We start from the raw sequence: 26,201 nt of genomic DNA, 5'->3' as shown, positions 1-26,201 counted from the left end.
ACACTTAAAGCCGTGCCCGAAGCGCCTCGTTCATCGCGTCCACGGGCGCGTCCCGACCTGTCCACCGCTCGAACGCTTCGACGCCCTGATACAGGAGCATCCACGCGCCGTCGATGGTAGTCGCGCCTCGTTCGCGGGCCTCCCGCAGGAGTCTCGTGTCGAGCGGTCGATACACCGCGTCCAGCACCGCGAGGTCGGCGTGGAGCGCCTCGGCGGGAACCGGCGAGCGGTCTTCCTCCATCCCGACGCTGGTGGCGTTGACAAGCACGTCGGCGTCTCGGACGCGGGCTTCGAGCGAGTCCAGACCGCCGGAAGTCCCGCCGCCCACGTCAGCGACGAGTCGCTCCGCGCGCTCGACGGTCCGGTTGGCGACGTGAACCGACGCGCCCGCGTCGGCGAGTGCGAACGCGGTCGCGCGCGCCGCGCCGCCAGCGCCGACGACCACGGCGTCCCGTCCAGCGAGCGTTACGTCGTGGTGGGCGAACGACCGGCGCACGCCCGCGGCGTCGGTGTTGTAGCCTGCGGGCGGGTCGTCCGGTCCCGCCGCCGAGAAGTCGATGGTGTTGACCGCGCCGATTCGGGCCGCGAGGTCGTCGGGGTCGACGTGGGCCAACGCGTCTTCTTTGAACGGAATGGTGACGTTCAGTCCGGCGATACCGAGCGCAGACGCGCCCTCGATTGCCCGTCCGAGGTCGTCGGGGTCCGGTTCGAAGGTGACGTACCGCGCGTCTACTCCGAGTTCGTCGTAGGCCGCCTCGTGCATCGGCGGCGACAGCGAGTGGCCGACAGGGTTGCCGAGAAGTCCGAACACGTCCATGTCGGCCGCGAGGCGCGCGACCGGGTTAACTTTTGGTTCTGCTGTTTCGTTCTGACCCATAACGCAAGACCTACTTTCGGGGGTGAGCTATCCTCGGTCAGAATGTTGAGTCGTTTACGACATCCTTTATCCGCAGTCGGTGTGACGACGGCGCTCACGCTCCCGTGGGTCTTCGTCTGGGCGACTGGTAGCACCCACTCGTTGAGCGACTTTCAGACGGTCGCAATCAGTGGCGTCGCGGTACTCGGCGCTTCGTTTATGCTGGCGTGGGCCGCCGAGACCGCCGAGAAGGACGTGCCACGCGCCTTCGCGCTGGCAGTGCTGGCCGTCCTCGCGGTCGCACCCGAGTACGCGGTGGACGCCCTCTACGCGTGGACCGCCGGGGCCAACGTCGGCACCGAGCGCGGCATGGAGGCCGCCAACCTCGCGGTGGCGAACATGACCGGCGCGAACCGCATCCTCATCGGTCTCGGATGGTCCGGCATCGCGTTGTTCACCGTCTATCGCACGCTCAGTTCCGAGGACCCAGCGGTGGTCCGGGAGTCGGGCTTCCTCAAGAGCAAGGTCCAACTCGACCGCGACCTCGCGACCGAAATCGCGTTCCTGCTCGCCGCGACCGCCTACGCCTTCTTCGTGCCGCTGGGCGGCGGCATCGGCATGACCGACACCATCGTCCTCGTGGGCATGTACGCGGTGTACATCGGCATCATCATCCGTGGCGAGGTGGACGAACACGACGAACAGGTCGGCGTTCCGGCCTACTTCCAGAGCTTCTCGAAGGGACCGCGAATCGCCTCGGTCCTCCTGCTGTTCGGCTACTCCGGCGGGATGATTTACACCGCCGTCCACCCGTTCGCGCACGGACTGGAGAGCCTCGGGTTGGCGCTGGGCATCCCGCCGTTCTTCATGATTCAGTGGATTGCGCCGCTGGCGTCCGAGTCGCCCGAACTCATCGTGGTCGCGTACCTCGTCAACAAGGCCCGCTCGACCGCCGGGTTCAACGCGCTCATCTCCTCGAAACTCAACCAGTGGACGCTCCTCATCGGGACGCTCGCGGTGGTCTACAGCATCGCGGCGGGTTCGGTCGGAGCGCTCCCCTTCGACGAGAAGCAGTCCGCCGAAATCTGGATTACCGCGGCACAGAGCTTCTTCGCCATCGGCGTGCTGGCGAACTTCGAGATTAGCGTCCGGGAGGCCGTCGTCCTGCTGGTGCTGTTCGCCTCGCAGGTCGCCATCGAGTTCGGCGTCATCCAGACGATGGGCGAAGCGCAGGCTAACGACCTGAGCATCCTCATCCTCTACGCTTACACCGCCATCTACGTCGTCATCGGGACGGTGCTGTTCGTCTCGCGGCGCGACGAACTCCGGAGGATACTCGACCGGACCGCGGCGAACGCTCGCAACGCGATGCCCGGCGGGTCCGAGTCGGTCGAACACGCCGACTGACTCCCGACTGACCATTCGACGCGCTTTTCTTCCGGTCCTCCCGTAGTGTCGCCCGTGATTGCCATCGTCGTCAGCAGAGCAGACTCGGCGTCAGAACACATCGGCGACCACCTGCTGGACCTCGCCGACTGGGAGACCTGCGAGGACGACTCGCTCCCCGACGGCGAGGGCGGCGGACGGTTCTACCGACTCGGCGGGTCGCCGGACGCCTCGGCGTCCGGCGACCCCGACTTCGAACTCCGGGAGTTCGACGACCTCCACCTCGAAATCGAGGACACGGCCGCGGCGTTCGGCGACCCGAACGCCGCGGGAGCGGACGCGCCCGACCTGCTGGTGTTCGCTTCCAAGCACTCCGGGGACACCGGTCCCCTGCTGACGGCCCACTTCACCGGTAACTTCGGCCCGGCCGAGTACGGCGGCGTCGAAGGCGGACTCGCGGAGGCGTGTCCGAACGCCCACGCGTACCTGCTCGACGCCTTCGAGGAGTACGCGCCCGACTCCTACGAGGTCGGCATGGAGTGTACCCACCACGGTCCCTCGGAAGTCGGCGTCCCCTCGCTGTTCGCGGAGTTGGGGAGCGACGAGACCCAGTGGGACGACCCCGAAGGCGCGCGCGCCGTCGCGCGGGCCATCCTCGACTTGGCGGGGGTACAAGCCCACCGCGAGCGACAACTGGTCGGGTTCGGCGGCGGCCACTACGTCCCCCGGTTCGACCGAATCGAGCGAGAGACCGACTGGGCGGTCGGCCACATCGCCGCCGACTGGGTACTCGACGCGATGGGGTCGCCCGACCGAAACCGCGAAGTCGTCCGGCGCGCCTTCGAGGAGAGTCGCGCCGAGCGAGCAGTCATCGAGGGCGACTACCCCGACCTGAAGTCGGTCGTCGCGGACCTCGGCTACGAGGTAGTGAGCGAGACGTGGGTCCGCGAGACCACCGGCGTTCCGCTGGAACTGGTCGCGGACCTCGAAACCGACCTCTCGCCGATTGGGGAGGGTCTGCGGTTGGGCGACGACGCGCCGGGGTACGACGGCGACTACGAAGTGACCCACCTGCCCGCCGACCTGCTGGCGGAGGCGCAGGGCATCGACGCCGACGCCGCGCGCGAGGTAGTCGAGTCGAACGCCCTCGCGTTCGAGACCGAACACGGCGGCACCCGGTCGGCGGGCCGGGCGGCGATTCGAGGGCCGACCGACCGCGAGCGACTGGTCGCGGAGTTGGCCGACATCCTCCGGACGAAGTACGATTCCGTCGCGCGCGAGGACGGCGAAGTCGTCGTCCGCGAAACCGCGTTCGACCCGGAGAAGGCCAGAACCCTCGGAATTAGCGAGGGACCCGCGTTCGGGAAGCTCTCGGCGGGCCAGTCGGTGACGGTAGACGGGAGAGAAATCGACCCCGAAACCGTCCAAACTGAACGGGTTCGCCGATTTTCGACCCGAATCTAAGCTTATCGACGCGCGAGTTGTCACCGAACGTCAGACATTCGTCCGACAGAGAGGGGAAAGATAATTACGCTTCGTTCTCAAGGCAACTTCAGCATGGACTCGTTAGTGGAAGACGCCATCGAGGAAGCCGAGGGGGGACAGGACTCCCGACAGCCCAGTTCGGGGACTGGGACGCAGGCCGCGAACGCGTCGGGGACGATGACCGACGAAGAACTCAAAGACGTTCTGCAGGACCTCCAGACCGACATCACGGTGGTCGGTTGCGGCGGCGCGGGCGGTAACACCGTCAACCGGATGGCCGAGGAGGGCATCCACGGCGCGAAACTCGTCGCGGCCAACACCGACGTACAGCACCTCGTGGAAATCGAGGCCGACACCAAGATTCTGATGGGCGAGCAGAAGACCCAAGGCCGGGGCGCTGGCTCGCTCCCGCAGGTCGGCGAGGAGGCCGCCCTCGAGAGCCAAGAGGAGATTTACGACGCGATTCAGGGGTCTGACATGGTGTTCGTCACCGCCGGACTCGGCGGCGGCACCGGCACCGGCTCTGCGCCCGTGGTCGCCAAGGCCGCCCGCGAATCCGGCGCGCTCACCATCTCCATCGTCACGACGCCGTTCACCGCGGAGGGCGAGGTCCGCCGGACCAACGCCGAGGCGGGACTGGAGCGCCTGCGCGACGTTTCGGACACGGTCATCGTCGTGCCCAACGACCGCCTGCTCGACTCGGTCGGGAAACTCCCCGTCCGACAGGCGTTCAAGGTGGCCGACGAGGTGCTGATGCGCTCGGTCAAGGGCATCACCGAACTCATCACCAAGCCCGGCCTCGTGAATCTGGACTTCGCCGACGTTCGCACCGTCATGGAGAAAGGCGGCGTGGCGATGATTGGTCTCGGCGAGAGCGATTCGGACGCGAAGGCCCAAGACTCGGTGAAGTCCGCGCTCCGGTCGCCACTGCTGGATGTGGACATCTCGGGCGCGAACTCCGCGCTGGTCAACGTCACCGGGGGCAACGACATGTCCATCGAGGAGGCCGAGGGCGTGGTCGAGGAAATCTACGACCGCATCGACCCCGACGCCCGCATCATCTGGGGGACCTCCATCGACGAGGAACTCGACGGCGAGATGCGCACGATGATAGTCGTCACCGGCGTCGAGTCCCCCCAAATCTACGGCCGCAACGAGGCCCAGCAAGCCAAGGCCAACAAGCGGCTTCAGGACATCGACTACGTGGAGTAGTCGGGGACCTCCGCCTCGCTGTCCGGGTCCGACCCATCGAGTCCGTCCCGCTCGGCCGCCCTGCCCCGCTCTCCCCCTCGCTCGCAGGTTCGGGAGCGATAGCTATCTCGGTTTCCGCGTATGGAGAACGCTTTTTCGGAGACGCGCGACTGACCAGCAACCAGTTTTGTCACGCCAACCGACTGCCGGACTGCGCTCGGTCGAACAACAGAGAGGGTGGATGAAGGGGTCGAGTAGGGGCTTCAAGAAACGTTCACGGCCTCGATTACGGTCGAGTACGACTCAACTCGCACCCGAACCACCGAGCGAAGAGCAATAGATAGAAAAAGGACGGTCTCTAACCCCCGGTAACATGGACGTTAAGCTTGACCTCTCGTCGTACGTGCGGGTGTTGAAACTCGCCAGCACGCCCTCGTGGGAGGAGTTCTCCAAGATTTCGAAAATCGCCGGTGCAGGAATCATCCTCGTGGGACTGCTGGGCTTTATCATCTTCGCCGTCATGAGCTTCCTCCCAGCGTAGGTGATTTAGCATGGCAATGTACGCAGTCAAGACGACCGCGAGTCAGGAGCGCACCGTTGCGGACATGATTATCAACCGGGAGGAACCGGAGATTCACGCCGCGCTCGCGCCCGACTCGCTGACGAGTTACGTGATGGTCGAAGCGGACAACGACGCGGTTATCACCCGCGTTCTCGAAGAGATTCCCCACGCCCGGAGCATGGTGCCCGGCGCGAGCGACATCTCCGAGGTGGAACACTTCCTGTCGCCGACCCCCGACGTGGAAGGTATCGCGGAGGGCGACATCGTGGAACTCATCGCCGGACCGTTCAAAGGCGAGAAGGCCCAAGTCCAGCGAATCGACGAGGGCAAGGACCAAGTGACGGTCGAACTGTACGAGGCGACGGTCCCGATTCCGGTGACGGTCCGAGGCGACCAGATTCGGGTGCTGGACTCCGAAGAGCGGTAACTGCGAGAGCTGTTTTCGTCGGTTTTCGCAGTCGTCGGTCGTAATTGGGAGTCGGTCGTTCTCGGTGAGTCTCCGACTCGTGATGGAGGACTGAGGCGAAAGTGAGACTATAGCGAGTTACTTCTTGAACCTCTCAGACCGCAACCGCACCGCCACCGCAGGCCACGTCCTCCCCAACCGACTGCGCGTCTCGCTCCCTGCGGTCGCTCGATGTTTGCGAACGTCGTTCGCAAATCAGTGAGACGCTTCGCGTCTCGCAAGCCTCATCCCTCGCGCGGATGGACGCGGCGCACAAGCGCTGCGCCCGCACGCGCCGGACTGGAAAATCGGCGTGAACAGAGAAGAGTCGGCGTGAGCGCACGCCGGAGAAACGTGGGTCGGGCCGGTAAGTATCGTGCCCGTCGATACGCTTTTGACCCTCCCGCAGGTAGGAGTGACTGCATGGTCGCACAGACGATGGGTCGAGTTCCGCACGGGCAGTAGCAGAGTAACACGAGTGACTATTACTGGAGGTGTTCGAAAATGTTGACCACTGGCGAGACTATCGCCGAGACTGGACTAGACGCCGCCGCGCTCAAACCCGCCGAGTGTGACGTGTCGCGCGCGGTCGAACTCCCCTTCGAGGCGGTCGCTATCGACTACGAAGGGCGCGAACACCTCCCCGACGAAGCAACGTTGGCCGAACTCGCTTCCGAGTTGGAGGTTCGCCTGACCACGCCCGTTAGGGCCGAGGGGTTCGACCCCCTCGGCGACGACGCTGGCTACGACCGGGTTCCCGACGGCGTAAACCGGGTCGCAGTCGCCGGACACGCCGCCTACCTCACCGACGACGAGCGACGGAAGGCGGTCGCACCCCGACTCCGGGCCGCGGTCGAACGCGACCCCACCGCGTGGGTCGGCACCGAGGGCGTCGAACGACTCGCGCTGGCGACGGGAGCGACCCAGTTCGAACTCCTCTCGCGGACTACCGAGCGAGACCTGCGCGCGCTCAGGGCCGCCGGGTTCGACGGCGAACTCGCGGTGTACGCGCCCACGGTCCTCACCGACGACGACGACGAAGTACTGGACGCGGTTGGTGGGTACGCCGCCCGCCGAGGTCCCGTGGCGAGCGCGCTCCCCGACGGCGCAGAGACCGACCGCGCCGCGACCGGACGGGCGCGCGAGGTCCTCTCGGCCGCGACTCGGGACTACGCGCTGGTCGGGACGCCCGCCGAAGTCGGCGAGCGAATCGCGGCGTTGAAAGACGCCGGGGCCGACCTCGTGGTGGGCTACCCCGCCCGCGGCATCGAGGAGTTCGTCGGGTAGCCGAATAGTTAATCTTCTATAATTTTCTAGAAGAAATTTCTATTATGGTTGGGATAGTAACAACTATTCGGTGCCCTCCGGCACCGGAATCGCTCATGACCCGCAAACCCAAGCCTTCCGACGACGCAGAGACCAATCGCCGAGAACTTCTCTCGTCCGTCAGCGACGACGTTTCGAAGACGAACGCCCGCCGCCGAAGCGTCCTCCGCGGTGCGGCGGCGACGGCACTGGCGACCGTCGGACTCACCAACGCCGCGGCGGCCATCGACCCATCCGACGAAGCAGAGCTACAGGCCGTGAAACAGAAGTACAGCACCGAAACCGAGATGCGGGCGACGGTCGAAACGCACGGTCGAGACCTGTTCGACCTGCTGGCCGACCACGGGTACGTCTCGGACGCCGAGATGGACGAACTCGACAACTGGTACGTCGCCGCGTGGAAAGTCGATGGGACGGCGACGGCTCGAATCGACTCGCTACAGGAGTACGGCGACGGCCAACTCCGCGTCTCCATCGAACCGGAGACTGGCCGCCGATACGCGGTCGATTCGAGCGGCGACCAGTGGACGATTCTCGACCCGGACGCCGACCAGACGGTGAAACAACGAGACGCTTCTACGGCCACGACCAGTTGTCTGGACAGCTTCGACTGCTACGAGTGCGCCGAAACCGAAGTCGTCTGTGAGGACGGCGGTTGTCACATCGGGCCGGGCGGAAGCTGTTGCTCGTCCTGTGACATCGGTTGCGGTTGCTACTGACCTGACGACCGCACCGTCGCACTTTTTCGCCGCGCCTCGTCGTGCAGTTCTAAGTACGGGGGTTCCTACGTTCCGCGTATGTACCTCCACGAACACACCACGACGACGGCGGCCGACGCCTTCACCGAGGCAGAGGTCGCGGTCCTGCCGACCGGGAGCGTCGAACAGCACGGTCCCGCGCTCCCCCTCGGGACCGACTTCCTCGCGGCCCGCGCAGTCGCCGAGACGGTCGCCGACCGCTCCGACACAATCCTCCTGCCGCCGATTCCGGTAGGTGTGAGCGCCCACCACCGACAGTTCGACGGGACGCTCTGGACCGACCCCGAGACGTTCGAGAGCTACGTCGCCGACGTACTCGCCAGCGCGACCGAACACGGCGTCCGGAAGGCGGTCGTCGTCAACGGTCACGGCGGCAACTCGGGCGCGCTCCGGCGCGCCGCCCGCGGCCTGCGCGACGACCGCGTGGCCTTCGCCGCGCCGTGGAACTGGTGGTCGAACTTGGACGCCCTCATCGAGGAAGAGTTGGACACCTCGCTCGGTCACGCCGACGAGGTGGAGACCAGCATGATGCTCGCGGTGGCGGGGGACCTCGTGCGCGAGGCGGCCCTCGAAGACGCCGAGGCCCGCGGCGGCGACTCGTGGGGCGAGTCGGTCCGGGGCGCGTCGGTCGGATTCGACGCCATCGATTTCACCGAGAGCGGCGCAGTCGGCGAACCGACCGCGGGGTCGAAGCAAATCGGCGAGAAGTTGCTCGACCACGCCGCCGAGGACCTCGCGGCCCTCGTGGAGTGGTTGGCCGGGCGAGACCTCGCCGACCTCTGGCCGCGGGGTCACAAATGACCGACGTTCCCGACCCGACCCCGGACTCGGCGACCGACTCGGATTCGCCGAGGGTCGCCGTCGTCGGCGGCGGTGCGGTCGGCGTCACCGCGGCCTACGACCTCGCGCGCCGCGGCGCGGAGGTCGTCGTCTACGAGAAAGACGAGATAGGCGGCGGCAGTACGGGCCGGGCGGCGGGTGTCCTCTACGACGCCTTCGCCGCGCCGGAGGACGCTCGCGTCGGCGACCGGGCCATCGAGCGGTTCCGCGAGTTCTCGGGCGAAGGTGACTTCGAGTTCCGCGAGACGCCCTACGTCTGGTTCGCCCGCGAGGGCGACGACCGGCGCGCGGCCGCAATCCGCGAGCAGGTGCCCCGGATGCGGGACGCGGGCCGGGACGTGTCGTTCGCCGACCCCGCGGACCTCCGCGAGCGGTTCCCCGCGGTCGAGTGGAGCGACGTTGACGTGGCCGCAGTCGCGGAGAACGCCGGGCGGACCGACCCCGGAACGTACGCCGACTTGCTCGCGGAGAAGGCCCGCGCGGAAGGCGCGGAGGTCCGAACCGGCGTCGAGGCGCGCCTCGACGCCGACGCTCTCGCGGTCGAGACTGGCGACGGCGAGAGCGAACCCTTCGACGCAATCGTGGTCGCGGCGGGTGCCCACACCAAGCGGGTGCTCGCCGTCGCCGGAATCCCGGTCCCGCTCAAGCCCTACCGGGTGCAGGCTCTGACCGTCGGATTCGACGCCGAGCGACGGGCCGACCTGCCGATGTGCTACGACGCGACCGGGGGCTACTACCTCCGGCCCCACTCCGAGGGACTGCTGGCGGGCGACGGCACCGAGGAGGTAGAGAGCGACCCGGACGACTGGGCGCGCGAGGCCGACCGGGAGTTCTGCGAGGTCACCCGCGAGCGACTCGCCCACCGCGTCGGCGACTTCGGCGCGGTCCGGGAGGCGTGGGCCGGACTCTGCGTGGCGACCCCCGACCGGGACCCGCTTTTGGGTGAACTCCGAGAAGGCCTGTTCGTCGCGGCCGGGTGGCAGGGCCACGGGTTCATGCGCGCCCCGGCGCTCGGCGAGGCGACGGCCGAGGCGGTCCTCGGCGACAACCCCTTGCCCGAGTTCGACCCGACCCGCTTCGACGGCGACGAGGAGTTTCCCGTCGTGGAGGGGATGGCGATAGAGTAGCCGCGATGTGTTCGTCGCCCGCCACGGGAAAACTTAAAGTGGGATGCCTACATTGAAGACTAGTGGCATGGGAGAAGATGCAGACGAACGGGACTTCGAGCGCGAACTGCGGGACCTACTGCTGACCGCGTTCGCCGAAGGGGTGGAGATTTCCGGGGAACGAGAACTACGGACGGTTCCGGACCGGATACCCGACTGGCGGGTGACGGTCGAACGACGCGACGAAGAGCGACCGACGAGTGCGCGTCGATTGGGCGAGTCGCCTTAGGCCTCGGCCGACTCGACTCTGGACTCGTCGGCGTTCTCGACCTGTTTCGGCACGCGAACTCGAAGCGTCCCGTGTTCGGTCAGGGTGGCAGTCGCGGACTCGGCGTCCACCACGGCGTCGGCCGGGAGGTCGGCCTGTCCGTCGAGCGAGAGACCGCGGCCGGGGAACAGCATCTCGAACCCGTCGTAGAAGTCGCGGAAGCGGTCGATGCGGACGTGGACGCCGCCGTCGGCGTACCGGACCTGCACGTCGCTTCCGGTCGCGCCCGGTGCGTCGAACACCACGAGGTAGGCGTCGTCGCTCTCTAACAGGTCCACGGGGAGGGGTTTGGACTCTTGGACCTTGCTCGCGGCACGGCCGATGCGCTGGAGGACGGCGCTTCCGAGCGACCGACTGATGTCGCGCAGAGTCATAGCTCGATTTCTCGGAGGGTGTCGGTTCGAGTGCAGTACGGACACTGGAAATCCGAGACGCCAACGTCGTCGGGCATGTCGTAGGTGTAGTGCATCTCGAACATGTCCAGTTCGCACTCGTCGTTCGTACACTTCACTTCGAGCGTCGCGGGCATGGCCGAACCTAACGCCCGAGCGACCATAAACGGGAGGGCTTCGGCGATTCTGGGGCCGACAGCGCGGGACGACGCCCGCCCGCGGACCGAGGTCTGGCCTCGTCGTCCGCGTCGGACTGACGTGTAGTCACCGTTTTACCCGTCGAGAAGCAACTGCATCCTATGACCGACCTCGCGGACCTCGACGTGACTCTCGTGGACGGGTACGTGGACGAACCCGCCCACTTCGGCGTGCCGCCGTACATCTCGACGTATCCGCGGTACACCGCCGGAGCAATCGTGGACGCGGGCGTCCCGACCGAAAACGTCACCTACCACACGATAGACGAACTCCGCGACGACACCCACAAGTGGCGCGACGTGGAGGAAGCCGACCTGCTCGTCTACCTCGGCGGAATGACCGTTCCCGGCAAGTACGTCGGAGGCACTCCGGCCGAACCCGACGAAGTGCGAAAGATGGCGTGGACCGCCGACGGGACGAGTCTGATGGGCGGTCCCGTGAAGTTCGGCGTCGGCGACGAGAACGCCGGAGCGACCGAGACCGAACGCGACGACTTGGACTTCGACTTCGTGGCGAAAGGCGACGTGGAGGCCGCGGCCTACGACCTCGTGAACACCGGACTGGAGGGGTTCGACAACCGGATGCGCGACAACGAGGAAATCGACCGCTGGGCCGCGAAGGGCGCGTTCGTGGTCGAACAGCACCCCAACCACCCCGACTACCTCATCGCCGAGTTGGAGACCTCTCGGGGATGTCCCTACCGGTGTTCGTTCTGCACGGAACCGCTGTACGGCAACCCCTCGTTCCGGCGACCGGAGTCGGTCGTCAGCGAAGTCGAGACCCTCTACGACCGGGGGACGCGCCACTTCCGACTCGGCCGACAGGCCGACATCCTCGCGTACGGCGGCGACGGCGAGAAACCGAACCCGGACGCCCTGCGCGACCTCTACGGCGGGATTCGTGAGGTCGCGCCCGACATCGGGACGCTCCACCTCGACAACATGAACCCCATCACGGTGGTCGAGTGGCCCGAGCTCGCCCGCGAGGGCATCCGGGTCATCGCCGAACACAACACGCCGGGCGACACCGCCGCGTTCGGTCTGGAGTCGGCCGACCCCCTCGTGCAGGAGGAAAACAATCTCAACGTCACCGCCGAGGAGTGTTTCGAGGCTGTCAAAATCGTCAACGAGGAGGCGGGGTGGCGACCCGGCGAGGACCCCGCGGACGCGCCCACGCACGGCGAGGACGCCGCGAACCGCCTGCCGAAACTCCTGCCGGGCATCAACCTGCTCCACGGACTCAAGGGCGAGCGCCGCGAGACGTTCGACCACAACAAGAAGTTCCTGAAGCGAGTGTACGACGAGGGCCTGATGCTCCGGCGGGTCAACATCCGGCAGGTCATGGCGTTCGACGGCACGGAGATGAGCGACGTGGGCGCGGACATCGCCAAGGACCACAAGAAACTGTTCAAGCAGTACAAGTCCGAGGTCCGCGAACAAATCGACAACCCGATGCTCCAGCGACTCGCTCCGGCGGGGACGATTCTGCCGAACGTCCACCTCGAATACCACGAGGACGGCAAGACGTTCGGCCGCCAACTCGGGACCTACCCCCTGCTCGTGGGGATTCCGGGCGAGCGCGAACTCGGCCGAACCGTGGACGTTGCGGTCGTAGACCACGGCTATCGGTCGGTGACGGGCGTGGTCCACCCGCTGGACGTGAACAGCGCGACGATGGACGAACTCACCGCGATTCCGGGTCTCGGGAAACAGCGCGCCGGGAACATCGTGGTCAACAGACCCTACGAGTCGCCCGCCGAACTCGACGCCGACGTGGGCGTGGACCTCGCCGAGTTCACGACGGCCGAGCGACCGGAGGGCGCGGACTGACCGCCGCCGCGGTCGGCGAACCAATCCACCGCGAGCGGACACCCCAGCACGTCCCACGAACCGCAATCTACCGCGAGCGAGGAGCGCCGAAGGCGCGACGAGCGAGCGGACCGAGGAACCCTCGGAAGGCCGTGCCGGAGGCACGGCCCGGAGAGGGTGACGACGCGTTTTTGGTCGAGCTTTTGCAAGGGCGGCGCGCTCGTGCGCCACCCGCGGCAAAAGGTCGTGGTCAAAAGGTCGTTGAGAAAAACTCTTTACGCGCTGACTACTTGGGTTCGAACGGAGGCATATAGCCTTGGAGATCTCTGACAAACTCCTGTGTCTGTTCAGTGCTGATGTGACTATCGAAGACGACAAGTACGTCGTCGAAGTACCGCGCCGAGAAATCGAAACCGGGTCCGTCGAACCCGGCGAAACCTACCGCGTCGCGCTCATCTCGGACGACTCCGACTCCGACTCCGGCTCCCCGAAGCAAACTGAGTCGAAGTCACAGTCCAAGAGTAGCGGCGCACCGTCCGAACCGCAACCCCCCGTCGAGGAGGGCGAAATCCGCTACGTCGAAGTCGAGGACATCGGCAAGCAGGGCGACGGCATCGCCCGCGTCGAGCGCGGATACGTCATCATCGTCCCCGACGCCGAAATCGGCGAGCGCGTGAAGGTCGAAATTACGGAAGTCAAGTCCAACTTCGCGGTCGGCGAAATCATCGAAGAGGACTTCTAACGCGGTTCTTCCGCGACTTTTTGACGAGACGCGAGTGGGTTGGTAGCGTCGGATAGGGAACGAGAGCAATATATCTATGTCTTTTAGAAATAATATCTGTTCTTAAAAGCATCTGTATATTTCTCTCCCGTTCACGGTCGCGCCAACGCGCGCCGGGTCGGAAGGTCGAAGACGGTACCTGAAGGTTTACGTACGAGAACGGGACGAACCCTGCGCGTGTCCCAGTCCCGACCGAAAAACCGTCTGCTCGCGGTGGTCGTCGTCGCGGCCCTGCTCGCGGGTCTCACCCGTCGTAGGCCGACCCGTCCGGGCGCTTGGCACCCTCGGAGTCGTGGACCACGACGCCACCGTCGGGGTCGGTGGGTTCGTACTCGTCGCGGACCGCGATGGCCTCCGCCAGTTCCCGGACCGCGCGCTCTTTGAGCGCCGCCGCGAGGTCCTCGGCGTCCTCCCGAGAGATGTCTCTCCCCAGTCCCTCGCACTCGTGAGCGCGGACGACGCCCTCCTCGTCGCCGGTTTCACCGGCTTTCCGTTGCGCTCCCAGCGCAACGCTGTCTACCGCCTCGCCCATGGGTTGACTCGTCCCGCCGAGTCCGACCGAGAAGGGGTACGTCTCGCAGATGAGCGGGCGGTCCCCGTGGACCGAGCAGGCACCCGTGCCGTCGTCGGCCTCCTCGTAGAACGCGCAGTCGCCGCAGGCGTCGGTCTGGAGCGCCCACTCGAAGGTCTCGCCCGTGGGCTCACCGTCGGACCCACCGCCGCCATCGCTCTCGCCGCCGTCGAGTCCGTAGGGCATCGGCCGGGCCACGTCGCGCCAGTCGTAGTCGGTAGCGTCTTCGAGGTCCCGCACCTCGTCGGGGAACACCGTCGCGGTGTGGGGGTCGTCAGCCTCGGCTTTACAACACGCGCCGCACCGCGTACACTCGAAACCAATCGACTCGATGGCGTCCGCGATGTCGGCGATGTCGAGACCCTGAGCGCGCTCCAGTTCCGCTTCGAGGCTCTGCACGTCCGGAGATTGGCCTTCGTGGGCAAAAGGGTGTTTATCGGGGGAGGACCTCGTGGTGGTTCTGTGGGACCGGATTGGTTCGACGGCCCTCGTCGTCTCTGTAGTCGTCGGTGTTAGAGTTGCTGTTTCTGCTGTCGTTGCGGTCTCTGTCGTCGGAGTCGGAGTCGGAGTCGGAGTCGGAGTCGGAGTCGGAGTCGGAGTCGGAGTCGGAGTCGGAGTCGGAGTCGGAGTCGGAGTCGGAGTCGGAGTCGGAGTCGGAGTCGGAGTCGGAGTCGGAGTGAACGAGGTTTCGAAAGCCCCCGCCCGCTGGCGGTCACTCAGCGACATATCTTCGACTCACTCCGTTCGTCTCAGATAGGGGTCGCTGAGACGACCACGGGCCTACGGCCCGCCAGCGGGCGGCCCCTTTATCCCACCCGACAGTTGGTTGGCCGAGCGTTCGCTAGTCCACGACGACCGGCGGGCGCGCCCGGTCGCCGTCCCACTCGACTTTCCCCTCCACGTCGAGTTTTTCGAGGTGCGCGGCCACCGTCGCGCGGGCGAGGTCCCGGACGCCCGTGAGGTCCTTGTCGTAGGCGGCGTCGAGAATCGCGTCCGGCGTGGTCGCGCCCTCTCGGACCGCGGCCAGCACCTTCGCCTCGCGGTCCAATCGGTGGCGAATCAGGCGCTCGATTTCCGTCCGGGGGTTCTCGATGACGGGACCGTGGCCGGGGTAAAGCCGGTCGGGGTTCCGTGCGTAAAGCCGCCGGAGCGAGGTCAGGTAGGCGCGCAGGTCGCCCTCGTCAGCGCCGACCATCACGCTCCCCTCGACGACCACGAGGTCGCCCGTCAGCATCGTTCCGTCCGCCGCGAGCGCAACGTGGTCGGGCGCGTGGCCCGGCGTCTCCACGACCCTCGCACCGCCGATTTCGGTCCCCTCCCGAAACGTCCGGTCGGGCGCGACCCCCGTCGCACGCTCAAAGCGCACCTCGCGGCCCGCACGCGCCCAGACGGTCGCGTCGCAGGCATCCGCGTAGTGTGCGACCCCGCCCACGTGGTCGGGATGGGCGTGCGTGACGAGGACGTGGCCGACCTCGCGCGATTCGACTGCCGCGTCGAGTTCGTCGGTCCGCCCCGCGGGGTCCACCAGAAGCGCGTCTTCGCGCCCGAGAACGTAGGCGTTGGTCGTTCCACTCGGTGCGAGCGTCTCGGTGGGAACCGAGACTTCTCGGAGTTCCATGTCGGTAACGTGGCGCGGCGACGAGAAAAGCGTAGCCGGTTCCGGCCGGTCAGCGGTTGAGGAAGTAGACCTGCTTGCGGGCGTCTTGGAAACTGTAGCGGGAGTTCACGAGGTCTTCGTCTTCGAGGCGGTTCAGGGCGTACCGGACCGTGCGGTCGGGCAGTAGCGACTCTTCCGCGAGTTGACCCTGCGAGAGGGGAGCGTCGGTCTCCAGTACCTTCGCTACCAACTTGGCGCTCGGGGGAAGTTCGCGCAGGCGGTCGCGGAAATCGTCTGATAACTGTTCGGCGACGGGGGACTCGTCCGTGGTCGCGCTCATACCTATGTCACTCCAGAACGTACTGGTAAAGCTTGGCTATATGTGCATCAGTACACTCTAAACTCCTTAAGGATGTATTATTTCACCTTAAATTCACTTCCCGCGCTCCGGACGACCAAGGATTACGTCGGCCGAGTACCAACTCCGACCATGGAGTCGATTCCCGACGAGTTCCACGACTTGTTCGAGCGACAGACGTTCGCCAACTTCGCCACTCTGATGGGCGACGGCACCCCGCAGGTGACGCCGGTGTGGATTGACCGCGGCGAGGAAGGCTACCTGCTGGTCAACACCGCCCGCGGCCGTCAGAAAGAGCGCAACGTCGAACGCGACCCGAAGGTCGGTCTCTGCGTGATGGACCCCGACGACCCCTACCGGTACGTCTCGGTCCGCGGCGAGGTGGTCGAGGTTACCGAAGACGGCGCAGTCGAACACATCGACGAACTCGCGCGTCGCTACATGGGCGTCGAGGAGTATCCCCACCACGGCGAGGAGTCCGGTCCCAGAGTGGTCGTTCGGATTCGTCCGGACCGCGTGGTCACGAGCGGCGAGTAGCCACCGACTCAGCCTTCGAGTCGGTCCGTCTGCGGGTCGTCGCCGTGACGGTGGTATCGCCCGACTAGACACTTGCAGTCCGGGCAGTGGACGACGACGAATCGGCCGCGTTCGTGACGAACGAGGTCCTCGGCGTCGAGGTGTCGTCCGCATCCTTTGCACGTCGTCATGGAATCCCCCGAGAGACGTACGACCCCGAGAGGCAAAGAGGTTGGTCACGAGACGCTTCCAATACCGTTTTAGTCCCCCCACGGACTACAAAGAAACGAGAATCGTGAAAGGAGCGGAGTGGTACCAGACGGACGAAGTTGCCGAGGAGTACGAAGAGAAGCGGTTCTCCCGTGGCGGACGACTCATCGACCGCCGCGAAAAGCAGGCCGTCCTCGACGCTATCGGTCCAGTCGAGGACAAGAAGGTTCTAGAAATCGCCTGCGGAACCGGTCGGTTCACGGTCATGCTGGCCGAACGCGGTGCCGACATCGTGGGTCTCGACATCTCTGCCGCGATGCTCCAGCAAGGCCGCCAGAAGGCCCAGAGCGCCGGGGTCGCCGACCACTTGGAGTTCATGCGGGGAGACGCCGGACGACTGCCCTTCCCCGACGACCACTTCGACACCGTGTTCGCCATGCGGTTTTTCCACCTCGCGGACACGCCCGCGACCTTCCTCTCGGAGATGTGTCGGGTCGCCAAAGAACAGGTCGTCTTCGACACGTTCAACGCCAGAAGCACGCGAAGCGTCTACAACTGGTTGCTCCCGATGGGTTCCCACCTCTACTCGCGGAGCGACGTGGAGAAACTGTTGGCCGAGTCGGACCTCCGACTCGTTGACGCCGAACACGACTGGATACTGCCCTACGGCTTCTATCGGAAGATTCCGGGCGCGATAGCCGGACCGATTCGGGACGTAGACACCGCCATCGGTAACTCGCCTATCGGCGACTACTTCGCGTCGGTCTCCTACTGGAACGCCAGCGTCGAGTGACCGACTCGCGAGGCGAACGAGACGAGGCCGAATTGTTTTTAAGGCTCGGGCGGAAGATTCGGGGGTATGGAGCTATCCGTGGTGGTCCCGACGCTCAACGGGCGCGAGCGCCTCGCGTCGTGTCTCGACGCGTTGGCGGCTCACGCTCCGGACGCGGAGGTGGTCATCGTCAACGGCCCCTCCGCCGACGGGACTACCGGGATGGTACAGGACCGCGACGACGTGGACGTGTTGGTCGAAGTCTCCGACCGGAAACTCAACGTCGCGCGGAACGCCGGACTCTCGGCCGCCAGCGGTGAGGTGGTGGCGCTGGTCGGTCAGGACAACGCGGTCGAATCCTCGTGGGCCGAGGGAGTACACGCGGGCCTCGAAGACGCCGACGTAGTGACCGGCCCGGTCCATCGGTCGGTCCGGGCGGGCGTAACCACCGAGTCCGAGGAGTGTTGCACCATCGACGGGAAGGAAGTCACCTACTTCGACGGCGGGAACGTCGCGTTCTCCCGCGAAGTCGCCGAGGCGATGGACGGGTTCGACGAGTATCTGGTGACGGGCGGGGCGCGCGACTGTGCCCACCGACTCGCCACGAACGGTCACGAGGTAGCGTGGTCGCCGGACGTGTGCGTGACCCGGACCGACGACGAGGACGACGAAGACGGTGACGGCCGCGACTGGGGGTGGAAGTACCGAGCGCTCGCCTACCGACTGGTGAAAAACTACGGCCCGCGACCCGGCATCTTCCGGCGGACGCTCCGAGACGCGGCGTCAGACGCCGTAGAGAACGCGACCGACGTGATTCGCGGCGAGAAAGCCCCCTCCGAATGGATGGGCAACGGCAAGCGCGTGACGACCAACGTGGTCGTCGGGTGTAAGGACGGTCTTTGGGCGCGGTTCAAAGACCGGAGCGAGACCAGAAACCCCTACGGTCTCTCGGCGAGGGCGGACCGAGCAGTCGAGCGATACGACTGGCGGACCGACCCCGAGGAGCGCGAGTAGTAGCCTACCCGTCGTTCTCGGGAGCCTCGTCGTCATTCGTTTCTCTGTCCGTCGTTTCGCCGTCCGGCATCTCGGAGTCGTGGTAGATAGTCGCCCGGACCAGCGCTTCGGTCGCCCGTCGGAGTCGCTCGGACACCGACTGACGGGAGACGCCGAGTGCGTCGGCGATGTCCTCCAGTTCGACCCGGCAGGGGACCTCGAAGTAGCCCATCTCGGTCGCGGTCCGGAGCGCCTCGTACTGGCGGTCGGTCAGACCGAGCGAGTCGCCGCCCTGTTCGTCGGCGGCGTACAGTTTTCTGAGGTCGAACGTGAGACCGTGGCGCTCGTCGCCCTCGTCGGTCAGTTCGACCTGATAGGGTCGTCTACGTCGGCCAACACCGTCACGTCGCCGACTGTCGGGTCGTCGGCGAGTCCCGCCTCGAACGCCTCGAAGTCTCCTCCGACGCCCAGAACGCCAGTGCGAACGGTTTCGACTTCCGCGAGGTCCGTTGTTCGATAGTAACGTTCATCTCGGGGGCCGCCCGGAGCGCGGACTGGAGGACTGGCGTCTCTAAGTAAGAGTCCGCGATGAGAGTCATAGCACTAGTACCACGGCGGCTATTTTAACCGTCCGGTCGGTTCGACGCCTGATTCAACGAACCAAAACAGTCACAATGGTCAGTCAGCGTAGCCGTGAAACGGACGGGAAGGTGTCCATCGCTTAAGTGAACGCTGAAAGTAAATCAAGGCGATGGTAGGTGGACACGAAAGGTGGACGGACCACGAGCGCATCGACCGCTCGTGTGACCTGCTCGGTAGCGCGTACCGTCGTCGCGTCGTCTATACCCTCCGAAAAGACGGTTCCGCGACGCTCGGCGAACTCGCCGACGCGGTGGTCGCGTCGGAACTCGCTACCGACCGACAGCGTGCGATGGCCTCGCTCGTACACACGCACCTTCCGAAACTCGCCGACTTCGACGTAGTGGAGTACGACGACCCCGAAGACGGGGTGGCGCTCTCGGACGGGGTAGAAGCGCTCGAACCGTTTCTCACCCTCGCCGCCCGACAGGAGACCGACGGAGCGCAACTGGTCCAATCGGACGAGGGACCCGACGCTATCGCGGGGAACGCGCCGGACTAAGTGTCTTCCCGGCTCTGGATGCGCTCGTGCCACGTTTCGAGTCGGTCGCTTCCCCAGTACCGAACTTCCTTCGTTCGGGGGTCGTAGTCCACGACGCCCGAGTCCGCCAGTTTCGGGATGTGGACGTGGTGGAGCGTCGAGAGAACGTGGTCGTGACCGGGTTGTTCGCCCGTCCGTTCGGCTTTTTTCGCGACGAGGTAGTCCGCGAGTTCGCCGACGGTCGCGGTGGAGTCCTCGGCGTCCAGCAGGTAGTCGAGTATCGCTCGTCGGTCGGAGTGGGCCAGCAGTTCGAGCGTCGCGTCCAGCGAGAGCGAGACGCCGGGAGTTGGCTGGTCGGTCTCGGGCGAGTCGTTCGACGCGCCCGCCGAGTCGTCGCTGTCGGTACAGGTGCCCTCGTCGGATTTTCGGTCGTCGCCCCCGTTGTCAGCCATTCCTTCGGCCTCGCGGGACGAGTCGGGAGCCAGCGACTAAGGAGTTTGCCCCGTAGGGTTCAGAAGTCGCCCGGAAGCGAGTCGTCGAGGACGCGTCTGGCGTTCTTGTCGAAGACCTTCCGCATCGCGTCCTCGGGCACGTCGAGGGTCAGAATCTCCATCACCGCGACGTTCGGGTGGGAACTCGGCGACCCACTGCCGAACAGCACGCGGTCGGGGTGTTCCATCACCGCTCGCTCCAGCAGGTCCCGGTAGCGGACGTAACTCGTGTCGAGGTAACAGGTGTCGTTGCGTTCCAGCATGTCCACGGCGTCGGTCATCAACTCCCGGTTGAGCGGGTGGCCGCCGAAGTGGGCCAGAACGACCGGGAACGACCGCGAGAGCAGGGAATCTTCGGCCGCGGCAGGCGAGAACCCCTCGCCAGCGTGGACGAGGACGGGCAGTGCTACGTCCTCCAACTGGTCTAACGTCTCTTCGTCGGGCAGGCCGTCCTCGGCGGGATTGAGTTTGAAGCCGTGAAACCGGTCGTCGTAGGCGTACTGCTCTACGTCCTCTGGCGAGGTGTGGTGGTCCTTCCGGCGCGCGGCGAGGTTGCGCAGGCGCGAGGACGCGCGTTCGCCGGGGTCGCGGGGTCCGTTGATACGGGCGAACGCGAGGAACGGCCGGTCCACGCTCCGGCGCGCGACGGCGTTGTTGGCGCTCACGTAACTACCGCCGTCGCGCGCGCCGGGGAACACGACCGAGCGCACGACGCCCGCCTGATGCATCTCCCGCTCTAACCGGTCCGGACTGATTGCCCGCCCGCGAGTCTGGACGCCTCCGGCGTCGGCGTTGAGTCTGGCGTGTACGTCTACGACCCGGAAGCGATGCTCCAACTCCAGCATTGGAAGGGGGTTCGGAACTACCCTATTTTTCAGTGTCGGTTCTAGAAAGGCCTCGCATTCGACACCGGCGGAGCGGACGGGAGAGTAGTCTCCTCGAAAGCCCTCGCGCGGTTCGCGGTCGCTCAGCGACCGCGAGCGGGCGGGGGCTTTAGAAACGTTCTTGGCCACGATACCTGCGGTTGTTGTAACGAGTTGGAGCGAGGAAAGTTTCCGAGCGTCCTTCTCGTCGGTCCCGTGAACGTCGCAGAAGGAAACCTAAATAATCGCTAAAGTCAACAAAAACACCGTCAAAGATAACTAAATAGTGCTAAAAGAAACGTGGAAGAGGCTTATTCGAGGTCGAAGCGGTCGAGGGTCATCACCTTGTGCCACGCGTCAACGAAGTCGCGCACGAACTTCTCTTCGCCGTCGTCGGCGGCGTAGACTTCCGCGAGGGCGCGGAGGCGGGAGTGGGACCCGAAGATGAGGTCCACGCGAGTCGCCTTCCCTTCGAGTTCGCCCGTCTCACGGTCGCGCACCTCGAAGACCGCTTCGGAGTCGGAGACCGGTTCCCACTCGTGGTCCATGCCGAGCAGGTTCACGAAGAAGTCGTTGGTCAGCGTCTCGGGGTCGTCGGTGAAGACGCCGAGGTCCGACTGCTGGTAGTTCGCGTCAAGCGCGCGCATGCCGCCGACCAGAACCGTCATCTCGGGCGGCGTCAGGTCGAGCAGGTCGGCTTTATCGACCAGCAACTCCTCCGCGGGCTCTTCGACCCCGCTCTCTACGTAGTTGCGGAATCCGTCCGCCTTCGGCTTGAGCGCCTCGAACGACTCCACGTCGGTCTCCTCTTGGGAGGCGTCCACGCGTCCGGGTTCGAAGGGCACTTCCACGTCGTACCCGGCGTCGGCGGCCGCCTGCTCGACGGCCGCGTTACCGCCCAGTACGATGAGGTCGGCGAGCGAGACTCGCGTCTCGTCGGACCGCGAGCCGTTGAAGTCCGCCTGAATTCCTTCGAGGGTCTCCAGTACGGTCTCAAGCTCCGGCGGCTCGTTGACTTCCCAGCTCTTCTGCGGTTCGAGGCGGATGCGCGCCCCGTTCGCGCCGCCGCGCTTGTCGCTGTCGCGGTAGGTGGACGCCGACGCCCACGCGGTCTTGACGAGTTGGGAGACCGAGAGGTCCGAGTCGAGAATCTCCGCTTTGAGTTCGGCAACTTCCTCCTCCCCAATCGGGTCGTAGTCGGCGTCGGGGAGCGGGTCCTGCCAGAGCATCTCCTCGTCGGGGACCTCCGGGCCGAGGAACCGCTCGGGCGGTCCCATGTCGCGGTGGGTCAGCTTGTACCACGCCTTGGCGAAGTTGATGCCGAACTCCATCGGGTTGTCTTGGAAGCGCTCGATGATTTCCCGGTAGTCGGGGTCGCGCTTCAGGGCGATGTCCGTCGTGAGCATCATCGGCGTCACGGTGTCGTCGTCGTGGGCCGCCTGCGCGGAGTCGCGGATTTCTTCGTCGACCGGAAGCCACTGCCACGCGCCGCCGGGACCCTTCTGGGCCGCCCACTCGTAGTCGAGCAGGTTGTCGAGATAGCCCGTGTCCCACTGGGTCGGCGCTTGGGTCCACGGACCCTCGATACCGCTAGTGATGGTGTCGCCACCTTTGCCCGAACCGTAGTCGCTCTCCCAGCCGAGACCCTGTTGCTCGATGGGGGCCGCCTCGGGTTCGGGACCGACGTGTTCGTCGGGGTCGGCGGCACCGTGGACCTTCCCGAACGTGTGTCCACCGGCGATGAGCGCGACGGTCTCTTCGTCGTTCATCGCCATGCGACTGAACGACTCGCGGATGTTCTCCGCCGACGCCTCGGGGTCCGGATTCCCGTCCGGACCCTCCGGGTTCACGTATATGAGACCCATCACGGTCGCGCCGAGGCCCTCTTGGAGTTCCCCATCCTCGAAGCGCTCGGAGGCTTCCATCTCGCTCTCGGGACCCCACCAGACGGCCTCGTCGGGCGCGAAGGCGTCCTCGCGGCCGCCAGCGAAACCGAACGTCTTGCCGCCCATCGACTCGATGGCGACGTTCCCGGCGAGAATCATCAGGTCGGCCCACGAGAGTTTCCGGCCGTACTTCTGCTTGACCGGCCAGAGCAGTCGGCGGGCCTTGTCGAGGTTCGCGTTGTCGGGCCAACTGTTGAGCGGGGGAAGGCGCTGGGCACCCTCGGACGCGCCGCCGCGGCCGTCGCTGGTTCGGTACGTGCCAGCGCTGTGCCACGCCATCCGGATGAAAAGCGGCCCGTAGTGTCCGTAGTCGGCGGGCCACCAATCCTGCGATGTCGTCATCACCTCTTCGATGTCTTCCTTTACTGCTTCGAGGTCGAGCGTCTCGAACTCTTCGGCGTAGTCGAACTCCTCGCCAATCGGATTGACTTGGCGAGCGTTCTGGTCGAGAACGTCCAAGCTCAACTGATTCGGCCACCAGTCTTGGTCAGACCCATTCATCGTCGGAGAGTTACGACTTTCGCATATTAAGGTTGTCTAATTCGGGATGAAGTTTTCGCTGGAATCCAAGCAGTCTTTCGAATTTATGAACTTTTGTTAGTGATAGGTCCGCGCCGCGTATTCAGCACAATCGCCGAGAGATGTCACAAGTTTCGTGCTTCGCCGAGACCGACTGCGACGGACTGCCGGGAAAGCTTTATATAGAAGTTCAAACATCTTTTGTATGGGGAGTAACCATGTCAGAATCACCATCCGGACAGCGACGCATGGGAGGCCGACCGATGTTCATCCTCGCGGAGGACACCGAGCGAACGCACGGCGAAGACGCCCAGCGGTCGAACATCTCGGCCGGGAAAGCGGTGAGCGAGGCGGTACGCACGACGCTCGGGCCTCGCGGGATGGACAAGATGCTCGTGACCGACACGGGCGACGTGACCATTACCAACGACGGGGCGACCATTCTGGAGACGATGGACATCGAACACCCCGCGGCACAGATGATTGTCGAAGTCGCGGAGGCCCAAGAGGACGAGGTGGGCGACGGTACGACGACGGCGGCGGTCCTCGCGGGCGAACTGCTCGCCAAGGCCGAGAGCCTGCTGGACGACGACGTACATCCGACGACAATCGTAGAGGGGTACGGTCAGGCGCGCACCATCGCCATCGACGCAATCGACTCGCTGGTCCTCGACGGGGAGTTGGACGACGAACTTCTGGGACACGTCGCCGAGTCCAGCATGACCGGCAAGGGAACCGGCGACGTGACGACCGAGAAGTTGGCGGACCTCGTGGTCCGGGCCGTCCGCCACGCCGAGGGCGAGGAGGGCGTCGTCCGGGACAACGTGCGCGTCCACACCCAGACCGGCGGGTCCTCGTCGGCGACCGAACTCGTGAAGGGCGTCATCAGTGACGCCGAGGCGGTCCACGCGAACATGCCCCGAGAAGTCGAAGACGCCACCATCGCGGTGGTGGACGAGAAGTTCGGCGTGCGCGAGACAGAAATCGACGCCGAGTACAGCGTCGAGAGCGTAGACCAGTTGACCGCCGCGATGGACGCCGAGGACCGCGAACTCCGAGAGTACGCCGACGTGCTCTCGTCGGCGGGCGTGGACGTGGTGTTCTCGACCGACTCCATCGAAGACCGAGTGGCGGCGTACCTCGCCAACGCTGGTATCCTCGCCTTCGAGAACGTGGACGACGACGAGGCCCGCGCCATCGCCTCGGCGACCGGCGCGAGTCGCACCTCGAAGGTCGCCGACATCGAAGACGCCGACCTCGGAAATGCCGAGTCGGTTCGCGTCCGGACCTTCGGCGACGAGGACCTCGCCTTCGTGGAGGGCGGCGCGGCCGCAGAAGCGGTCACGATGCTGGTCAGGGGAGGCACCGAACACGTCGTTGACGAACTCGAACGCGCGCTTTCGGACGCCCTCGACGTGACGACTGCGGCCCTCGACACCGGCGGCGTGGTCCCCGGCGCGGGCGCGACCGAAATCGCCATCGCCAACCACGTCCGCGAGGAGGCCGCGAGCATCGAGGGCCGACGCCAACTCGCGGTCGAAGCGTTCGCCGACGCGATGGACGTACTTCCCCGCACCCTCGCGGAGAACACCGGCATGGACCCCATCGACGGACTCGTGGACCTCCGCGCCGAGAACGAGTCCGAGGAAGGCCACGCCGGAATCATCGCCGAGGGCGAACACGGCGAGGTCGGCGACCCAGTGGACGCGGGCATCCTCGACCCCGGAGCGGTCAAGCGCGAGGCGGTCGAGTCGGCGACGGAGGCCGCGACGATGATAGTCCGCATCGACGACGTGATTGCCGCGGAGTAAGCCGAACCACTAGCCTTCTTTATCCACTCGACTGATTCGTCGCCGCTCTCGTCAGTGTGTCCCCCGAGACTGCCAGTGGCCGAGTTCGCGTGGTTGCGAAACTCGGTCAACTGCTCGCGGTGGAGGAACTCGACGCTTCGAGGGAGTTTCGAGTGAGACGAGTCACCGCAGTCGCGCGCCCTCAGGACACACCTCGGTCCGGTTGGGCAGGACGCCCTCCGCGCCGACGGCGAACACCGTCTCGCCGACCATCGCCATGCTCGCGACCCCGCCTGCGGCCTCCACGTCCGCGACTGCTTCCCGAACCTCGTCGGTCGGCAGGCCGATGGCTTCCGCGAAGTCCCACGCCTCGCGGGTCAGGTCCGCGAGCGTGGGGTCGTCGGGAAGCGCGTCGAGGGTGGCCGACCCCTCGCGCGCGACGGTGGCCATGAGGTCGTCGTCGGCCAGCGCCTCGTCGGTGGCGATGGGACCGAAACTGGCGTACTCGATTGGGGTCTCGCGCTCGAACTTCCGCGGTTCGCCGCCGTCGCCGACCACCAGTCCGCCGCGGTTCTGGACGAACACGTCGCCGAGACCCGTCCCGGCCTCGACTTCCGCGCGGTGGGCGACTTCGACCAGTTGCTCGCGGGAGTAGTCGAGTCCGAACTCCGCGTTCGCGGCGATTGCGGTGGCGAGGGTCGCGGCACCGCTCGCGCCGAACCCGCGACCGATTGGGACCTCGGCGGTGAGGTCCGAACGGGCCGAGACGCCGAGGGTTTCGAGGGCCAACTCCACGGGGTCGAAGTCGGTCGGGTCGCCGCCGACGGTGACGACCGACTCGTCGGCGTCTCCCTCCCGCACGTCCGCGACCACGCCGTCGGCGATGGCGACGCTCGCGCCCTTCGACTGGTCCGCGGTCTCTCCCGGTGCGAAGACGGCGGTGACGCTTCCGGGGGCGAAAGCTCTCATACAATCGTCTGAGAGTCGAACGGT

At 65.9% G+C, this 26,201-nt stretch carries 30 protein-coding genes and 1 pseudogene; 17 read left to right on the top strand and 14 right to left on the bottom strand.

Annotated elements, in window-relative coordinates:
* Nucleotides 1-4: 4 nt before the first annotated feature.
* The gene (locus tag P2T60_RS03630; protein WP_276281199.1) at nt 5-817 is read right to left on the bottom strand and encodes a shikimate dehydrogenase; all 813 of its coding nucleotides are present in this window, start codon (nt 815-817) and stop codon (nt 5-7) included.
* A gap of 102 nt (nt 818-919) precedes the next feature.
* Between P2T60_RS03630 and P2T60_RS03625 the strand changes: the two genes are divergently transcribed.
* The 10 genes from P2T60_RS03625 (at nt 920) to P2T60_RS03580 (ending at nt 10,244) form a co-directional block, all read left to right on the top strand.
* A complete protein-coding gene (locus tag P2T60_RS03625; protein ID WP_276281198.1) occupies nt 920-2,263 on the top strand; it encodes a sodium:calcium antiporter in 1,344 nt (447 codons plus the stop codon).
* 54 nt (nt 2,264-2,317) lie between these two features.
* Nucleotides 2,318-3,706, top strand: coding sequence for a D-aminoacyl-tRNA deacylase (locus P2T60_RS03620; RefSeq protein ID WP_276281197.1), 1,389 nt, complete (start codon nt 2,318-2,320; stop codon nt 3,704-3,706).
* A 93-nt stretch (nt 3,707-3,799) separates the two neighbouring features.
* Entirely contained in the window at nt 3,800-4,939 is a 1,140-nt protein-coding gene (gene ftsZ, locus P2T60_RS03615) for a cell division protein FtsZ (protein WP_276281196.1), read from the top strand.
* Nucleotides 4,940-5,291: 352 nt separating this feature from the next.
* Nucleotides 5,292-5,459 (top strand): protein translocase SEC61 complex subunit gamma, encoded by a 168-nt coding sequence (locus tag P2T60_RS03610; protein WP_115795056.1) that lies wholly within the window; start codon nt 5,292-5,294, stop codon nt 5,457-5,459.
* A 10-nt stretch (nt 5,460-5,469) separates the two neighbouring features.
* Nucleotides 5,470-5,907, top strand: coding sequence for a transcription elongation factor Spt5 (locus P2T60_RS03605; protein WP_276281195.1), 438 nt, complete (start codon nt 5,470-5,472; stop codon nt 5,905-5,907).
* A gap of 522 nt (nt 5,908-6,429) precedes the next feature.
* Nucleotides 6,430-7,212 (top strand): DUF7388 family protein, encoded by a 783-nt coding sequence (locus P2T60_RS03600; RefSeq protein WP_276281194.1) that lies wholly within the window; start codon nt 6,430-6,432, stop codon nt 7,210-7,212.
* A gap of 95 nt (nt 7,213-7,307) precedes the next feature.
* On the top strand, nt 7,308-7,970 hold the full coding sequence (locus P2T60_RS03595; protein ID WP_276281193.1) for a hypothetical protein: 663 nt from the start codon (nt 7,308-7,310) through the stop codon (nt 7,968-7,970).
* Between the two features lie 78 nt (nt 7,971-8,048).
* The gene (locus P2T60_RS03590; protein ID WP_276281192.1) at nt 8,049-8,810 is read left to right on the top strand and encodes a creatininase family protein; all 762 of its coding nucleotides are present in this window, start codon (nt 8,049-8,051) and stop codon (nt 8,808-8,810) included.
* Entirely contained in the window at nt 8,807-9,976 is a 1,170-nt protein-coding gene (locus P2T60_RS03585) for an NAD(P)/FAD-dependent oxidoreductase (protein ID WP_276281191.1), read from the top strand. Before P2T60_RS03590 ends, P2T60_RS03585 begins: the two co-directional genes overlap by 4 nt.
* Before the next feature lie 67 nt (nt 9,977-10,043).
* Nucleotides 10,044-10,244: a hypothetical protein gene (locus P2T60_RS03580; protein WP_276281190.1), complete on the top strand. Its 201-nt coding sequence runs from the start codon at nt 10,044-10,046 to the stop codon at nt 10,242-10,244.
* A gap of 23 nt (nt 10,245-10,267) precedes the next feature.
* Here P2T60_RS03580 and P2T60_RS03575 read toward each other — a convergent pair.
* A pseudogene (locus tag P2T60_RS03575) lies at nt 10,268-10,657 on the bottom strand (Hsp20/alpha crystallin family protein); the annotation flags it as partial.
* Nucleotides 10,654-10,812, bottom strand: a complete 159-nt coding sequence (locus P2T60_RS03570; protein WP_170977208.1) for a DUF7559 family protein — start codon at nt 10,810-10,812, stop codon at nt 10,654-10,656. The pseudogene P2T60_RS03575 and the gene P2T60_RS03570, both read right to left, overlap by 4 nt.
* A gap of 162 nt (nt 10,813-10,974) precedes the next feature.
* Between P2T60_RS03570 and P2T60_RS03565 the strand changes: the two genes are divergently transcribed.
* Both P2T60_RS03565 and P2T60_RS03560 read left to right on the top strand, forming a co-directional pair.
* A complete protein-coding gene (locus P2T60_RS03565; RefSeq protein WP_276281188.1) occupies nt 10,975-12,702 on the top strand; it encodes a radical SAM protein in 1,728 nt (575 codons plus the stop codon).
* A gap of 295 nt (nt 12,703-12,997) precedes the next feature.
* On the top strand, nt 12,998-13,423 hold the full coding sequence (locus P2T60_RS03560; protein ID WP_276281187.1) for a TRAM domain-containing protein: 426 nt from the start codon (nt 12,998-13,000) through the stop codon (nt 13,421-13,423).
* A gap of 283 nt (nt 13,424-13,706) precedes the next feature.
* Here P2T60_RS03560 and P2T60_RS03555 read toward each other — a convergent pair whose 3' ends face one another.
* From P2T60_RS03555 to P2T60_RS03540, 4 genes are all read right to left on the bottom strand, one after another.
* A complete protein-coding gene (locus tag P2T60_RS03555) occupies nt 13,707-14,432 on the bottom strand; it encodes a YkgJ family cysteine cluster protein (protein WP_276281186.1) in 726 nt (241 codons plus the stop codon).
* A 113-nt stretch (nt 14,433-14,545) separates the two neighbouring features.
* A complete protein-coding gene (locus P2T60_RS03550; protein WP_276281185.1) occupies nt 14,546-14,749 on the bottom strand; it encodes a hypothetical protein in 204 nt (67 codons plus the stop codon).
* 125 nt (nt 14,750-14,874) lie between these two features.
* Nucleotides 14,875-15,651, bottom strand: coding sequence for an MBL fold metallo-hydrolase (locus P2T60_RS03545; RefSeq protein WP_276281184.1), 777 nt, complete (start codon nt 15,649-15,651; stop codon nt 14,875-14,877).
* Nucleotides 15,652-15,700: 49 nt separating this feature from the next.
* On the bottom strand, nt 15,701-15,970 hold the full coding sequence (locus P2T60_RS03540) for a winged helix-turn-helix domain-containing protein (RefSeq protein WP_276281183.1): 270 nt from the start codon (nt 15,968-15,970) through the stop codon (nt 15,701-15,703).
* Nucleotides 15,971-16,120: 150 nt separating this feature from the next.
* Between P2T60_RS03540 and P2T60_RS03535 the strand changes: the two genes are divergently transcribed.
* Nucleotides 16,121-16,525, top strand: a complete 405-nt coding sequence (locus P2T60_RS03535) for a PPOX class F420-dependent oxidoreductase (RefSeq protein ID WP_276281182.1) — start codon at nt 16,121-16,123, stop codon at nt 16,523-16,525.
* Between the two features lie 8 nt (nt 16,526-16,533).
* Here the strand turns inward: P2T60_RS03535 and P2T60_RS03530 are convergent, their stop codons facing one another.
* A complete protein-coding gene (locus P2T60_RS03530) occupies nt 16,534-16,695 on the bottom strand; it encodes a hypothetical protein (protein WP_276281181.1) in 162 nt (53 codons plus the stop codon).
* 104 nt (nt 16,696-16,799) lie between these two features.
* Between P2T60_RS03530 and P2T60_RS03525 the strand changes: the two genes are divergently transcribed.
* Both P2T60_RS03525 and P2T60_RS03520 read left to right on the top strand, forming a co-directional pair.
* On the top strand, nt 16,800-17,507 hold the full coding sequence (locus P2T60_RS03525; RefSeq protein ID WP_276281180.1) for a class I SAM-dependent methyltransferase: 708 nt from the start codon (nt 16,800-16,802) through the stop codon (nt 17,505-17,507).
* 66 nt (nt 17,508-17,573) lie between these two features.
* The gene (locus P2T60_RS03520) at nt 17,574-18,500 is read left to right on the top strand and encodes a glycosyltransferase family 2 protein (protein WP_276281179.1); all 927 of its coding nucleotides are present in this window, start codon (nt 17,574-17,576) and stop codon (nt 18,498-18,500) included.
* A 4-nt stretch (nt 18,501-18,504) separates the two neighbouring features.
* On the opposite strand, the gene P2T60_RS03515 is transcribed toward P2T60_RS03520, so the two are convergent.
* Nucleotides 18,505-18,753, bottom strand: a complete 249-nt coding sequence (locus tag P2T60_RS03515) for a helix-turn-helix domain-containing protein (protein ID WP_420028719.1) — start codon at nt 18,751-18,753, stop codon at nt 18,505-18,507.
* Nucleotides 18,754-18,880: 127 nt separating this feature from the next.
* Entirely contained in the window at nt 18,881-19,078 is a 198-nt protein-coding gene (locus tag P2T60_RS03510; protein ID WP_276281177.1) for a hypothetical protein, read from the bottom strand.
* Between the two features lie 152 nt (nt 19,079-19,230).
* On the opposite strand from P2T60_RS03510, the gene P2T60_RS03505 reads away from it, so the two are divergent.
* Complete coding sequence (locus tag P2T60_RS03505) at nt 19,231-19,620, top strand: DUF7344 domain-containing protein (protein WP_276281176.1); 390 nt, start codon at nt 19,231-19,233, stop codon at nt 19,618-19,620.
* On the opposite strand, the gene P2T60_RS03500 is transcribed toward P2T60_RS03505, so the two are convergent.
* The 3 genes from P2T60_RS03500 to katG all read right to left on the bottom strand — a co-directional run bounded on the left by P2T60_RS03500 (nt 19,617) and on the right by katG (nt 23,400).
* Nucleotides 19,617-20,051, bottom strand: a complete 435-nt coding sequence (locus tag P2T60_RS03500) for a winged helix-turn-helix domain-containing protein (RefSeq protein WP_276281175.1) — start codon at nt 20,049-20,051, stop codon at nt 19,617-19,619. The two genes, P2T60_RS03505 and P2T60_RS03500, sit on opposite strands and share 4 nt — an antisense overlap.
* Nucleotides 20,052-20,110: 59 nt before the next feature.
* Nucleotides 20,111-20,935, bottom strand: a complete 825-nt coding sequence (locus P2T60_RS03495) for an amidohydrolase family protein (protein ID WP_276281174.1) — start codon at nt 20,933-20,935, stop codon at nt 20,111-20,113.
* A gap of 329 nt (nt 20,936-21,264) precedes the next feature.
* Nucleotides 21,265-23,400, bottom strand: a complete 2,136-nt coding sequence (gene katG / locus P2T60_RS03490; RefSeq protein WP_276281173.1) for a catalase/peroxidase HPI — start codon at nt 23,398-23,400, stop codon at nt 21,265-21,267.
* Between the two features lie 266 nt (nt 23,401-23,666).
* Here katG and thsA point away from each other — a divergent pair, with 266 nt between their 5' ends.
* On the top strand, nt 23,667-25,229 hold the full coding sequence (gene thsA, locus P2T60_RS03485; RefSeq protein WP_276282243.1) for a thermosome subunit alpha: 1,563 nt from the start codon (nt 23,667-23,669) through the stop codon (nt 25,227-25,229).
* 162 nt (nt 25,230-25,391) lie between these two features.
* Here the strand turns inward: thsA and P2T60_RS03480 are convergent, their stop codons facing one another.
* Complete coding sequence (locus P2T60_RS03480) at nt 25,392-26,177, bottom strand: GHMP family kinase ATP-binding protein (protein ID WP_276281172.1); 786 nt, start codon at nt 26,175-26,177, stop codon at nt 25,392-25,394.
* Between the last annotated feature and the right edge of the window lie 24 nt (nt 26,178-26,201).

The sequence above is a fragment of the Halorussus caseinilyticus genome, assembly GCF_029338395.1.
GTDB classification, from domain to species: domain Archaea; phylum Halobacteriota; class Halobacteria; order Halobacteriales; family Haladaptataceae; genus Halorussus; species Halorussus caseinilyticus.
The sequence above is the reverse complement of the archived record's forward strand: the minus strand, read 5'-3'. Positions and strand labels throughout refer to the sequence as shown.

What these genes read in the sequence shown, in the direction of transcription:
- P2T60_RS03630 (WP_276281199.1), bottom strand. Translation starts at nt 817, where the DNA reads ATGGACGTGTTCGGACTTCTCGGCAACCCTGTCGGCCACTCGCTGTCG.
- P2T60_RS03625 (WP_276281198.1), top strand. Translation starts at nt 920, where the DNA reads ATGTTGAGTCGTTTACGACATCCTTTATCCGCAGTCGGTGTGACGACG.
- ftsZ (WP_276281196.1), top strand. Translation starts at nt 3,800, where the DNA reads ATGGACTCGTTAGTGGAAGACGCCATCGAGGAAGCCGAGGGGGGACAG.
- P2T60_RS03610 (WP_115795056.1), top strand. Translation starts at nt 5,292, where the DNA reads ATGGACGTTAAGCTTGACCTCTCGTCGTACGTGCGGGTGTTGAAACTC.
- P2T60_RS03605 (WP_276281195.1), top strand. Translation starts at nt 5,470, where the DNA reads ATGGCAATGTACGCAGTCAAGACGACCGCGAGTCAGGAGCGCACCGTT.
- P2T60_RS03600 (WP_276281194.1), top strand. Translation starts at nt 6,430, where the DNA reads ATGTTGACCACTGGCGAGACTATCGCCGAGACTGGACTAGACGCCGCC.
- P2T60_RS03595 (WP_276281193.1), top strand. Translation starts at nt 7,308, where the DNA reads ATGACCCGCAAACCCAAGCCTTCCGACGACGCAGAGACCAATCGCCGA.
- P2T60_RS03590 (WP_276281192.1), top strand. Translation starts at nt 8,049, where the DNA reads ATGTACCTCCACGAACACACCACGACGACGGCGGCCGACGCCTTCACC.
- P2T60_RS03585 (WP_276281191.1), top strand. Translation starts at nt 8,807, where the DNA reads ATGACCGACGTTCCCGACCCGACCCCGGACTCGGCGACCGACTCGGAT.
- P2T60_RS03580 (WP_276281190.1), top strand. Translation starts at nt 10,044, where the DNA reads ATGGGAGAAGATGCAGACGAACGGGACTTCGAGCGCGAACTGCGGGAC.
- P2T60_RS03570 (WP_170977208.1), bottom strand. Translation starts at nt 10,812, where the DNA reads ATGCCCGCGACGCTCGAAGTGAAGTGTACGAACGACGAGTGCGAACTG.
- P2T60_RS03565 (WP_276281188.1), top strand. Translation starts at nt 10,975, where the DNA reads ATGACCGACCTCGCGGACCTCGACGTGACTCTCGTGGACGGGTACGTG.
- P2T60_RS03545 (WP_276281184.1), bottom strand. Translation starts at nt 15,651, where the DNA reads ATGGAACTCCGAGAAGTCTCGGTTCCCACCGAGACGCTCGCACCGAGT.
- P2T60_RS03540 (WP_276281183.1), bottom strand. Translation starts at nt 15,970, where the DNA reads ATGAGCGCGACCACGGACGAGTCCCCCGTCGCCGAACAGTTATCAGAC.
- P2T60_RS03535 (WP_276281182.1), top strand. Translation starts at nt 16,121, where the DNA reads ATGGAGTCGATTCCCGACGAGTTCCACGACTTGTTCGAGCGACAGACG.
- P2T60_RS03530 (WP_276281181.1), bottom strand. Translation starts at nt 16,695, where the DNA reads ATGACGACGTGCAAAGGATGCGGACGACACCTCGACGCCGAGGACCTC.
- P2T60_RS03520 (WP_276281179.1), top strand. Translation starts at nt 17,574, where the DNA reads ATGGAGCTATCCGTGGTGGTCCCGACGCTCAACGGGCGCGAGCGCCTC.
- P2T60_RS03510 (WP_276281177.1), bottom strand. Translation starts at nt 19,078, where the DNA reads ATGACTCTCATCGCGGACTCTTACTTAGAGACGCCAGTCCTCCAGTCC.
- P2T60_RS03505 (WP_276281176.1), top strand. Translation starts at nt 19,231, where the DNA reads ATGGTAGGTGGACACGAAAGGTGGACGGACCACGAGCGCATCGACCGC.
- P2T60_RS03500 (WP_276281175.1), bottom strand. Translation starts at nt 20,051, where the DNA reads ATGGCTGACAACGGGGGCGACGACCGAAAATCCGACGAGGGCACCTGT.
- P2T60_RS03495 (WP_276281174.1), bottom strand. Translation starts at nt 20,935, where the DNA reads ATGCTGGAGTTGGAGCATCGCTTCCGGGTCGTAGACGTACACGCCAGA.
- katG (WP_276281173.1), bottom strand. Translation starts at nt 23,400, where the DNA reads ATGAATGGGTCTGACCAAGACTGGTGGCCGAATCAGTTGAGCTTGGAC.
- thsA (WP_276282243.1), top strand. Translation starts at nt 23,667, where the DNA reads ATGGGAGGCCGACCGATGTTCATCCTCGCGGAGGACACCGAGCGAACG.
- P2T60_RS03480 (WP_276281172.1), bottom strand. Translation starts at nt 26,177, where the DNA reads ATGAGAGCTTTCGCCCCCGGAAGCGTCACCGCCGTCTTCGCACCGGGA.